Origin of the sequence: Nocardia sp. NPDC002869 (assembly GCF_046764065.1) — a bacterium.
Lineage (GTDB): Bacteria > Actinomycetota > Actinomycetes > Mycobacteriales > Mycobacteriaceae > Nocardia > Nocardia rhamnosiphila.
In genome coordinates this window covers 1-10,521 of sequence record NZ_JBKOOL010000189.1, presented here as the reverse complement: position 1 = coordinate 10,521, position 10,521 = coordinate 1, and the positions used below count along the sequence as shown (strand labels likewise).

Annotated in this window: 10 protein-coding genes and 1 pseudogene; 4 read left to right on the top strand and 7 right to left on the bottom strand. The window is 69.0% G+C overall.

Annotation, left to right across the window (positions count from 1 at the left end):
• Positions 1 to 360 (bottom strand): annotated as a pseudogene (locus tag ACLML9_RS25210) (hypothetical protein); the annotation flags it as partial.
• A 338-nt stretch (positions 361 to 698) separates the two neighbouring features.
• Here ACLML9_RS25210 and ACLML9_RS25205 point away from each other — a divergent pair.
• Positions 699 to 1,496: an HAD family hydrolase gene (locus ACLML9_RS25205; protein WP_411947847.1), complete on the top strand. Its 798-nt coding sequence runs from the start codon at positions 699 to 701 to the stop codon at positions 1,494 to 1,496.
• 126 nt (positions 1,497 to 1,622) lie between these two features.
• Here ACLML9_RS25205 and ACLML9_RS25200 read toward each other — a convergent pair whose 3' ends face one another.
• From ACLML9_RS25200 to ACLML9_RS25175, 6 genes are all read right to left on the bottom strand, one after another.
• Positions 1,623 to 2,372, bottom strand: coding sequence for a sirohydrochlorin chelatase (locus ACLML9_RS25200; protein ID WP_411947846.1), 750 nt, complete (start codon positions 2,370 to 2,372; stop codon positions 1,623 to 1,625).
• Positions 2,372 to 3,700: a sulfate adenylyltransferase subunit 1 gene (locus ACLML9_RS25195; RefSeq protein WP_411947845.1), complete on the bottom strand. Its 1,329-nt coding sequence runs from the start codon at positions 3,698 to 3,700 to the stop codon at positions 2,372 to 2,374. Before ACLML9_RS25195 ends, ACLML9_RS25200 begins: the two co-directional genes overlap by 1 nt.
• Before the next feature lies 1 nt (position 3,701).
• Positions 3,702 to 4,622 (bottom strand): sulfate adenylyltransferase subunit CysD, encoded by a 921-nt coding sequence (gene cysD, locus ACLML9_RS25190; RefSeq protein WP_411947844.1) that lies wholly within the window; start codon positions 4,620 to 4,622, stop codon positions 3,702 to 3,704.
• A gap of 8 nt (positions 4,623 to 4,630) precedes the next feature.
• The gene (locus tag ACLML9_RS25185; protein ID WP_411947843.1) at positions 4,631 to 5,395 is read right to left on the bottom strand and encodes a phosphoadenylyl-sulfate reductase; all 765 of its coding nucleotides are present in this window, start codon (positions 5,393 to 5,395) and stop codon (positions 4,631 to 4,633) included.
• Positions 5,392 to 7,125, bottom strand: a complete 1,734-nt coding sequence (locus ACLML9_RS25180; protein ID WP_411947842.1) for a nitrite/sulfite reductase — start codon at positions 7,123 to 7,125, stop codon at positions 5,392 to 5,394. Before ACLML9_RS25180 ends, ACLML9_RS25185 begins: the two co-directional genes overlap by 4 nt.
• 130 nt (positions 7,126 to 7,255) lie before the next feature.
• Positions 7,256 to 7,348, bottom strand: coding sequence for an Ms4527A family Cys-rich leader peptide (locus tag ACLML9_RS25175; protein ID WP_357977950.1), 93 nt, complete (start codon positions 7,346 to 7,348; stop codon positions 7,256 to 7,258).
• Between ACLML9_RS25175 and ACLML9_RS25170 the strand changes: the two genes are divergently transcribed.
• The 3 genes from ACLML9_RS25170 (at position 7,339) to hrcA (ending at position 10,277) form a co-directional block, all read left to right on the top strand.
• The gene (locus tag ACLML9_RS25170; RefSeq protein WP_411947841.1) at positions 7,339 to 7,791 is read left to right on the top strand and encodes an SgcJ/EcaC family oxidoreductase; all 453 of its coding nucleotides are present in this window, start codon (positions 7,339 to 7,341) and stop codon (positions 7,789 to 7,791) included. The genes ACLML9_RS25175 and ACLML9_RS25170 overlap by 10 nt on opposite strands.
• A gap of 24 nt (positions 7,792 to 7,815) precedes the next feature.
• Positions 7,816 to 9,024: a radical SAM family heme chaperone HemW gene (hemW, locus tag ACLML9_RS25165; RefSeq protein ID WP_411947840.1), complete on the top strand. Its 1,209-nt coding sequence runs from the start codon at positions 7,816 to 7,818 to the stop codon at positions 9,022 to 9,024.
• 221 nt (positions 9,025 to 9,245) lie between these two features.
• Complete coding sequence (hrcA, locus tag ACLML9_RS25160; protein WP_411947839.1) at positions 9,246 to 10,277, top strand: heat-inducible transcriptional repressor HrcA; 1,032 nt, start codon at positions 9,246 to 9,248, stop codon at positions 10,275 to 10,277.
• Positions 10,278 to 10,521: the final 244 nt, after the last annotated feature.

The window sequence follows — 10,521 nt, the reverse complement described above, 5'->3', positions numbered from 1 at the left end:
GGCGGGGATACCGGTGGGCCGGCCGACGGTGGTGACGAGCCCGGCGGCGCCGGCGGATGGTGGCCCGGTATCGGGACACCGGGCTCCGGCGACAACTCCGCCGGTGGCGACCGGACCGGCGGTCTCCCCGGTGGCGGCTGGACCGCTCCGGGAGGCGCCGGCCCGGGTGACAACAGTGGATACGGTCCGGGCGGCGCCGGCTCGGGTGACGACAGGGGCGGTGGTCTCGGTTCGGGCGGAGCGGAGTCGGGCGACAACAGTGGGAGTGGATACGGCCCGGCGGCTCCGGGCGGCTCCGGCGGCACGGAGAGTGGGGGCGCCGGGTCCGGTGCCGGCCCCGGCGGAACCTCCTCCGGCCATTCCGAATCCGATTCCTCCGGCTCGGGCGGAACCGGTGACTCCGGCGGGTTCGGCGGCTCGCACGGGTTCGGCGGACCTTCGGGATGGGGCGGCGGGGATTCGGATTCCGGCACCTCCGCCGGCGGTGCGGATTCCGCTGGTGGTTCGCACAGCAGCGGGTCCACGTCCAAGGGCTCGAATTCCGGCGGCGACGGTGGGTCCTCCCGCGGCGGAAACTCGCGCGGCGGGTCCTCCCGGGGCGGATCGCACCGCTGAGGCGCCGGGTCACGCCCCACCGGCCCGAGCCGTACCGGAAAACCCGGTGCAGTCCGGCATCGATTCACGGCACAATCGATGAGGTGGACATTGACGGGGGCCCACCGCAACTGATCGCGCTCGATGTGGATGGGACACTGCTGAAAACCGGCGCCCGGGTGAGCGCCCGGGTGACCGCCGCCGTGCGCGGGGCGGTCGGGTCCGGCGCGCACGTCGTGGTGAGTACCGGGCGGACGGTGATCTCGACCCGGCCGGTACTCGACGAACTCGGCCTGGTCCAGGGTCACGCCATCTGCTCCAACGGCGCCGTCCACATCGATATCGAGCAGGCCCTCCCGGTGTCGGTGCACCATTTCGATCCCGCGCCCGCGGTCACCGCGCTGCGCCGGCTGTTCCCGGACATGATCTTCACCGCCGAACGGGTCGGTGAGGGATTCTGGGCCACCGGAATGAGTCCCGGCGAGTACTACGCCGGCGGTGATTACGTGGTGGTCGACGATCTGACCCTGGGCAGCGAACCCACGCCGCGCCTGAACTGCTGGTGGCCCGGGGGCGCCCCGGAGGAGATGCACCGGCTGCTGGAAGGACTGGCATTACCGGAGATCAGCTGGGTCTACGGCGAATTCGGCCCGTGGCTCACCATTTCCCGGCACGGGATTTCCAAAGGGTGGGCGCTGGAACATCTGCGCCGCCTGCTCGATATCCCGCGCGAGGCCACCCTGGCCATCGGGGACGGTTTCAACGACCGCGAAATGTTCGCCTGGGCAGGGCATTCGGTGGCTATGGCGAACGCGCCGGTCGAACTTCACGGTCTCGTCGACGAGGTCACCGATGATGTCGCGGCCGACGGTGTGGCCGCGGTGCTGGAGCGCTGGTTCTGAACTCGGTCCCTCGGGTTCGGCCGGCGATGTGACGGTTCGGCAGGTGATCCGGGCGTCCGGCCGTGTTGTGCATCGGCCGGCCACGCACGGCGGCGGTGCGCACAGGCCCGGTAGTAGTGGGCGACCTCAGGCCGACAGTGGTAGTGCGCCCGCGAGCGCGGCGTCATAGCGGTCCCAGACGATCTCGGCGAGCGCCGGGTCCGGGCCGAGGACCTCGGCATGCGGGAGCAGCGGATCCTGGTCGCGTAGCCGGTCGGTGAGCAGGCCCGGCGCCAAGAACCACGGAGCGACGAGCACGCGGTCGGCGCCGCGGGCCCGGAGTCGTGCCGTAGCCTGCGCGAGGGAGGGTTCCGCGGTGGCGAAGCACATCTCGGTGGGATGGCCGGTACGGTCCGCGAAACGGCGGGCCAGCCGGGCGGTCCGGCGGTTCGCCGCCGCCGCGGACGAGCCGACGGCGGCCAGGGCGATACCGAGCCGTGCGGACGGGCCGTCCCAGTCGTGCCGCTCGCGCACCGCCCGCACCCGCTCGTACAACACCTCGATCAGCCGCGGGTCGGCGCCGAATACTTCGGCCTGGGTGAGCCGCAACCGCGGGTTGCGGGCGGCGGCCCCGGCCAGCAGGGCGGGCAGGTCCACGCGGGCGTGGAAGGCGCTGCCCAGCAGTAGCGGGACCACCACCGCGGCGGTTTCGCCGGTGGCCGCGACCGAGTCGAGTACCTGCCCGACCGAGGGCGCGTTCAGGTCGAGGAAGGCGAGGTGGGCCGGAGTCCCCGGGCGCGCGGTCCGCACCCGGTCCACGAGCGCGGCGACGGTGGCGGCCGACCGGGGATCCCGGCTGCCGTGCGCCACCGCCACCAATGTGGGGCTGCCCGGCATCAGGCCTCGGTTCCGACCTCGACCGCGGTGAGCACATCCCCGACCAGGCCCGCCGCCAGCGTGTTCCCGCCCGCCGGGTCGATGAGCAGGAAACTGCCGGTGTGCCGGTTGGTCCGGTAGTCGTCGGCCGCGATCGCCTCCGCGACCCGCACCGAGATCCGGCCGATATCGTTGAGCGACAGCATTTCCGGGTTCGGTTCGGCGGTCAGGCGCTGTTCGTCGAAACGTTCGGTGAGCGCGCCCACGATCGCCTGCGTAGTACGGGTACCGTGCTTGAGCAGCAGCCGGGCGCCGGGGCGCAGCGGTTTGTCACCGAGCCAGCACACGGTGGCGTCGAAGGTATCGACGAGTTCCGGCGCGTCGCCGGGTGAGGCGATGGTGTCACCGCGCGAGATATCGACCTCGTCGGTCAGCACCAGCGTGACACTGCGGCCGGCCTGGGCTACGGCCAGTTCGCCGTCGGGGGTGTCGATCCGTTCGACGGTCGTGCGGATACCGGAGGGCAGTACCACCACCTCGTCGCCGGGGGCCACCGAGCCCGCCGCGATCTGACCCGCGTAACCGCGGTAGTCCGGGTATTCCGGCGTCCGCGGCCGGATGACGTACTGGACCGGGAAGCGCAGCCCCACCGCGTGTTCGCCGGTATTGTCCGCGTCCACCGGTACCGATTCGAGGTGTTCGATCAGCGACGGGCCGCTGTAGTACGGGGTCTTGTCGGAGCGGGCGGCGATATTGTCGCCGTGCAGCGCCGACACCGGGATCTCGAGGACATCCTCGTCCGACCAGCCGAGGGTCCGGGTGAGGTGGGAGAACTCCGCGGAGATCTCCGCGAAGACCTTGGCGGCCGCGGCCTGCCGGCCCTGTTCGCTGGGCTCGTCCCCGCCGACGAGGTCGATCTTGTTCACCGCCAGTACCAGCTTGGGCACACCCAGCAGCGCCAGGACCGCCGCATGCCGCCGCGTCTGCTCGATCACGCCCTTGCGTGCGTCCACCAGCAGGATCACCAGCTGGGCGGTCGACGCGCCGGATACGGTGTTGCGGGTGTACTGCACATGACCGGGAGTGTCGGCCAGCACGAACGACCGCTGCGGGGTCGCGAAGTACCGGTAGGCGACATCGATGGTGATGCCCTGCTCACGTTCGGCCCGCAGACCGTCCACCAGCAGCGACAGGTCGGGGGTGGACAGGCCTTTGTCCACCGACGCCCGGGTCACCGCGTCGATCTGGTCGGCGAGTACGGATTTGGTGTCGTAGAGCAGGCGTCCGACCAGAGTGGACTTGCCGTCGTCGACAGAACCGGCGGTGGCCAGCCTCAGTAGGTCGGACATATCAGAAGTAACCCTCTCGTTTGCGGTCTTCCATCGCGGCTTCGGAGACCCGGTCGTCGCCACGGGTCGCGCCGCGTTCGGTCAGCCGGGAGGCGGCGACCTCGGCCAGGATGGCCTCGTTGTCGGCGGCGTCGGACAGGATGGCCCCGGTGGTGGAACCGTCGCCGACGGTCCGGTACCGCACCGAACGGGTCTCGAGTGCCTCGCCGTCGCGCGGACCACCCCAGACACCGGGGGTCATCCACATACCGTCGCGCTGGTACACCGGCCGCTGGTGCGCGTAGTAGATGGTGGCCAGTTCCACGTCCTCGCGGGCGATGTAGCGCCAGATATCGAGTTCGGTCCAGTTCGACAGCGGGAACACGCGGACGTGTTCGCCCGGCGCGTGCCGGCCGTTGTACAGGTTCCACAGCTCGGGTCGCTGGCGTTTGGGATCCCACTGGCCGAAGGCGTTGCGCAGCGAGAAGATCCGCTCCTTGGCGCGGGAGCGTTCCTCGTCGCGGCGGCCACCGCCGAAGACCGCGTCGAAACGGTGCTCGGTGATGGCGTCCAGCAGCGGCACGGTCTGCAGCGGGTTGCGGATACCGTCCGGGCGTTCGGTGAGCCGGCCGTCGGCGAGATAGTCCTCCACGCTCGCCACGTGCAGGCGCAGGCCGTATTTCTCGACCACATGGTCGCGGAACTCGAGCACCTCGGGCAGGTTGTGCCCGGTGTCCACGTGCAGCAGCGCGAACGGCAGCGGCGCCGGCCAGAAGGCCTTCAATGCCAGATGCAGCAGGACGGTGGAGTCCTTGCCGCCGGAGAACAGGATGACCGGGCGTTCGAATTCGCCCGCGACCTCACGGAAGATATGGATTGCTTCCGATTCCAGCGCGGCGAGAGTGTCGAAATCGGAGAGGCCGACGGAACGTTCGGTGGTCATGGCTTCGGTCATGAGGCGTGTAACCCGCATTCAGTCTTGGCGAGGCCGGCCCAGCGGCCGCTTCGCGGATCGGAACCCGGCTCCGGCTTCCGCGTGCACGGAGCGCAGCCGATGGACGGATATCCCTCCTCCACCAGGGGATTGACGAGAATCGAATGCTTTTCGATGTAGTCCTGCATCTCCTCGTCGGACCAGGGCGCGATCGGGTTGATCTTCACCAGCCCGAAGCCCTCGTCGAAGGAGATGAGCGGGGCGTTGGCCCGGGTGGGCGCCTCGACCCGGCGGATGCCGGTGACCCACGCGTTGTAGGGCGCCAGCGAATTGCGCAGCGGCACCACCTTGCGCAGCCGGCAGCATTCGTTGGCGTCGCGGGCGAACAGATCCTTGCCCAGCAGCGCGTCCTGTTCGGCGACCGTCTGCTCGGGGCGGGCGTTGACCACGTTCACCCCGTAGACCGCCTCCACGGCGTCCCGGGTGCCGATGGTCTCGGCGAAGTGGTAGCCGGTGTCGAGGAACAGGACGTCCACACCGGGCCGGACCTGGGCGGCCAGCTGTACCAGCACCCCGTCCTGCATATTCGAGGCGACGATATAGCCGCTGCCGAAGTTCTCGTCGGTCCAGCGCAGCAGCTCGCCGGCCGTGGCGTCCGGGCCGAGTTCGGCGGCACCGCGCTCGGCCAGCGCCCGGAGTTCATCGGCGCTCAGTTTGGTGGGCAGCTGTTTCTGCTCGGTGGTCACAGTGGGTTCTCCCGTCACAACGCTCGCGGTTTTCATCGCAGCTCGGCTTCCTCGGCGCGAACGGCCCACTGCGCGAACCGTTCCCCGCCTTCGCGGTGTTTGACGAAATTGCGGACCACACGCTCGATGTAGTCACCGAGTTCGGCGCTGGTCACCTTGTGCTGGCGCAGTTTGCGTCCGAAGGCGCTGTCCAGGCCGAGGCTGCCACCCAGATGAACCTGGAAGCCCTCCACCTGATTCCCGGCGCCGTCGTCGACCAGCTGGCCCTTGAAACCGATATCGGCGATCTGCGACCGGCCGCAGGAGTTCGGGCAGCCGTTGATATTGATGGTGATCGGGACGTCGAGTTCGGCGTTGATATCGGCCAGCCGCTGTTCCAGCTCCGGCGCCAGCACCTGGGATCGTTTGCGGGTCTCGACGAAGGACAGTTTGCAGAATTCGATCCCGCTGCAGGCCAGCAGGTTGCGCCGCCAGGCCGAGGGACGTGCCTGCAAGCCCAGCGGTTCCAACTCGGCGATCAGCTGATCGACCTTGTCGTCGGCCACATCGAGCACGATGAGCTTCTGGTAGGGCGTGAACCGGATCCGGTCCGACCCGGCGCGCTCGACCGCGTCGGAGACCGCGGTGAGGATGCTGCCCGAGACCCGTCCGGCGATGGGGGAGAAGCCGACCGCGTTGAGTCCGTTGCGCAGCCGCTGCACGCCGACGTGGTCGATGGGGCGGCTGGGCTGCTCCGGCGCCGGGCCGTCGATCAGCTTGCGCTTCAGGTACTCGTCCTCGAGCACCTGACGGAATTTCTCGATACCCCAGTCCTTGATCAGGAACTTCAGCCGCGCCTTGGTGCGCAGCCGGCGATACCCGTAGTCGCGGAACAGCGAGACGACTGCCTCCCAGACCTCCGGCACCTCGTCCAGCGGCACCCAGGCGCCCACCCGCTGGGCCAGCATGGGGTTGGTGGACAGTCCACCACCGACCCAGAGGTCCAGACCGGGTCCGTGCTCGGGATGCTCGACGCCGATGAACGCGACATCGTTGATCTCGTGCACCACGTCCTGCTGACCGGAGATGGCGGTCTTGAACTTGCGCGGCAGGTTGGAGTATTCCTTCTTGCCGATGTAGCGGCGCACGATCTCCTCGACCGCGGGCGTGGTGTCGAGAACCTCGTTCAGCGATTCCCCGGCCAGCGGTGAGCCGAGTACCACGCGCGGGCAGTCGCCGCAGGCCTCGGTGGTCTGCAGGCCCACACTTTCGATGCGCCGCCAGATCTCGGGGACGTTCTCGATCTCGATCCAGTGGTACTGCACGTTCTCCCGGTCGGAGAGGTCGGCGGTATCGCGGGCGAACTCGGTGGAAATACCGCCGAGGGTACGCAGCTGCGCGACGTTCAGCGCGCCACCGTCGCAGCGGATCCGCATCATGAAGTACTTGGCTTCGATCAGGTCGGTGTTCTCGTCGCCTGTCCAGGTGCCGTCGTATCCCTGCTCGCGCTGGGTGTAGAGACCCCACCAGCGGAAACGGCCGCGCAGATCGCCCTTGTCGATACTGTCGAAACCGTTCTTCGAGTAGATGTTCTCGATCCGGGTGCGGACGTTGAGCGGGTTGTCGTCCTTCTTGGACTGCTCGTTGGGATTGAGCGGTTCGCGATAACCGAGCGCCCACTGGCCCTCGGCACGGCGGCGCACCGGTTTGCCGGTACGGGCGCGCGTGGGCCGCTCGGCGGGGGCCTCGGGCTTCGCGGTGGGATCGGCGTCGGTGCTCGACGTCATGAAGTGGCTCCTGCTTGTGGTCGTACATCCGGGCTGAAGGCGCGAGGGACTGGCTCGCGCCCGCGGTATTGTCAGCGGGCCGAAATCCTCGAAGGGGAATCGCCGGAGATCCGGGGAGGGCGCAGCTGAGCTACCGGGCGGAACCGGGCAGACAACAGGCGCTGCAGACGCGCTTGAAGTCGACGTGGCGACGTGCCACAAGTCGTACTCCGGATGCGCGCATGCGACCTATTGTGCCATGCCGGACCCCGCGTCCCGACCGCCCTACCAGTATTTCCCGCGAACAAGCGGGAAATTCCCTGGTTCCGCGAGTCTATTTGTGACGGCCGTCATATTTTCTCTGGTGGGGGTAGCCGGGGATGCGTCCCATGGGCTGGGCGGACGCGATCCGGACCACCGGCCGGCAAACGCCTCTACGGGCGGGCGGCCGTCGCCGAGTTCACCGCCCGCGTCCTGTCCGGGGCGACCGCGCACGGCCACGCCACCTATGAAGTCGAACACATTCTGTTCCTGCGGCCCGATGTGGCCGCGGTGAAGGTGCGGCAGCGCTACTTCACCACCGCGGGCGACCTCGACAGCGAAGGCACCCCGATGTACGTCATGACCAAGGAGGACGGCCACTGGCTCCTCACCGCGAACCAGAACACCCCGATCGTCGAGGACTGATCCGCGCCCGGTCACACTGGAGGGGTGAGTCCCGCCGCCACCACCACCTCGCACACCGACGCCTCCGCTCCGGTGCTGCGGGGATTCGGCGGCGGTCCCTTCGGGATCTACGTGCACGTGCCGTTCTGCGCGACCCGCTGCGGATACTGCGATTTCAACACCTATACCGCCGGTGAACTGGGCACTTCGGCGTCCACGCAGTCCTGGTCGGAGGCGGTGCGCGCGGAACTGGCGACCGCCGCCCGGAAATTCGCCGCGCTGCCCGCCGCGACGCCCCCGGTGGCGACGGTGTTCGTGGGCGGCGGCACCCCCTCGCTTCTCGGTGGCGACGGTCTCGCGGCCGTGCTCGACGCGATCCGCGCGGAATTCGACCTCGCCCCGGACGTCGAGGTCACCACCGAATCGAATCCGGAATCGACCTCCCCGGCGTTCTTCGACAAGATCCGGGCGGCCGGGTTCACCCGTGTCTCGCTCGGGATGCAATCGGCGGCCCCGCATGTGCTGGCCGTGCTCGACCGCACCCATACGCCCGGCCGGGCGGTCGCCGCCGCCCGGGAGGCACGAGCGGCCGGATTCGACCACGTGAACCTCGACCTCATCTACGGCACCCCGGGCGAACGCGACAGCGACCTGGACGCCGGCCTGGACGCGGTACTGGACGCCGGAGTCGACCACGTGTCGGCGTATTCGCTCATCGTCGAAGACGGGACCGCCCTGGCCCGCCGGGTGCGCCGCGGCGAACTGCCCGCACCCGACGAAGACGTGTTGGCCGCCCGCTACGAGCGGATCGACGCACGACTCGAAGCCGCCGGACTCACCTGGTACGAGGTCTCGAACTGGGCTTCCGGCGACGCCGCACGCTGCCGGCACAACCTCGGTTACTGGGACGGCGGCGACTGGCTCGGCGCCGGACCGGGCGCGCACAGCCACCTCGGCGGCGTGCGCTGGTGGAATGTGAAGCATCCGGCCCGCTACGCCGACCGCGTCGCCCACGGTGGCCTGCCCGCCGCGGACTGGGAGGACCTCACCGCCGCCGACCGGTACCTCGAACGCGTCATGCTCGCCCTGCGCCTGCGCACCGGGCTGCCGCTGACCGATCTCGACACGGACGGGAACGCCGCCGCCCGGCGCATCGCAGGCGACGGGCTGGTCACCATCGTGGACGACCGGCTGATCCTCACCGACCGCGGGCGATTGCTGGCCGACGGGGTGGTCCGGGATCTGGTCGGCTGAGCGCCGATTCCGGACGGATCATCGATCGGACGGTCGGCTGCCTGCTGTGTATCTTGTTCGAGCGGCCGCGACGCAGACCTGCATTCGGTGACGAGCACCGGGTGAATCCGTCGGGCGCAATTACACTGGGTGACGAACCCAGCGGTATGTGAGCCGGGTTCACAGGTAGCGGTGCGCCGGGCGACCACCTCGACGCGCAGCGGAGCTAGGAGGTGGGGTCGATGTCGAGCACCGAGGATCGGCGCTTCGAGGTCCTGCGAGCGATTGTCGCCGACTACGTCTCCACCAAGGAGCCCATCGGTTCGAAAACCCTGGTCGAACGGCACAATCTGGGCGTTTCCAGCGCGACGGTGCGCAACGATATGGCGGTTCTGGAAGCCGAGGGTTACATCACCCAGCCCCATACGAGTTCCGGCCGTATCCCCACCGATAAGGGCTACCGCCAGTTCGTGGACCGGATCGCCGAGGTCAAACCGCTGTCGGTCGCCGAACGCAAGGCCATCATTCAGTTCCTCGAATCGGGGGTCGACCTCGACGATGTCCTGCGCCGCGGCGTACGCCTACTCGCTCAGCTGACCCGCCAGGTCGCGGTCGTCCAGTACCCCACCGTTTCTGCGTCCACCGTGCGCCATCTGGAAGTGGTAGCCCTCAATCCGGCGCGATTGCTGCTGGTGGTGATCACCGACACCGGCCGCGTCGACCAGCGCATCGTCGAACTCGGCACGGTGGTCGACGACGAGGATCTCGCCGCGCTGCGCGGCATGCTGGGTGCGGCCATGGACGGCAAACGCCTCGCCGCGGCCTCCGCCGCCGTCGCCGAACTGCCCGAGCAGGCGCCGCCCACACTCCGTGACGTGCTGATCAAGGTTTCGACGGTCATGGTCGAGACCCTGGTCGAACATCCCGAGGAACGCCTGGTCCTGGGTGGCACCGCCAATCTCACCCGCAATGCCGGCGACTTCGGCATCCACGGCTCCCTGCGTACCGTGCTCGAGGCGCTGGAGGAGCAGGTCGTGATCCTGAAACTACTGGCCGCTGCCCAGCAGCCCGGCATGGTGACGGTACGTATCGGCGAGGAGACCCAGGTCGAGGAGATGCGCGGTACCTCCGTCGTCACCACCGGCTACGGCGCCGCGGGCGCGGTCCTCGGCGGTATGGGAGTCCTGGGCCCGACCCGGATGGACTATCCGGGCACCATCGCCTCGGTGGCGGCGGTCGCCCGCTATATCGGCGAAGTCCTCGCCGAACGGTAGTTCATCGGTCCAGTGCTCGAGTGGGGCGGATTCAGGTCCGGCTCCAGTCGGGGCGGATCGGGGTCCGTGAGCCCGGTGGCACTTCGTTACTCGAGCGGTCGGCGGCTGCGGACGAGTGCCGGCCGTCCGGAGGGAGTCGGTTCGGGTGGTCCGGCCCGCGATGGTGCTGTGTTTATTTGCGCCGCCTGCGGCGGCGCGGGGTCGAGGCCCCCTTGGTCCCGCCGTTCAGGCCTCGAGACTCGAG

Coding starts and splice junctions, on each gene's coding strand:
- ACLML9_RS25200 (WP_411947846.1), bottom strand. CDS start 2,372: ATGCCGGGCAGCCCCACATTGGTGGCGGTGGCGCACGGCAGCCGGGAT.
- ACLML9_RS25195 (WP_411947845.1), bottom strand. CDS start 3,700: ATGTCCGACCTACTGAGGCTGGCCACCGCCGGTTCTGTCGACGACGGC.
- cysD (WP_411947844.1), bottom strand. CDS start 4,622: ATGACCACCGAACGTTCCGTCGGCCTCTCCGATTTCGACACTCTCGCC.
- ACLML9_RS25185 (WP_411947843.1), bottom strand. CDS start 5,395: ATGAAAACCGCGAGCGTTGTGACGGGAGAACCCACTGTGACCACCGAG.
- ACLML9_RS25180 (WP_411947842.1), bottom strand. CDS start 7,125: ATGACGTCGAGCACCGACGCCGATCCCACCGCGAAGCCCGAGGCCCCC.
- ACLML9_RS25170 (WP_411947841.1), top strand. CDS start 7,339: ATGCGCGCATGCGACCTATTGTGCCATGCCGGACCCCGCGTCCCGACC.
- ACLML9_RS25175 (WP_357977950.1), bottom strand. CDS start 7,348: ATGCGCGCATCCGGAGTACGACTTGTGGCACGTCGCCACGTCGACTTC.
- hrcA (WP_411947839.1), top strand. CDS start 9,246: ATGTCGAGCACCGAGGATCGGCGCTTCGAGGTCCTGCGAGCGATTGTC.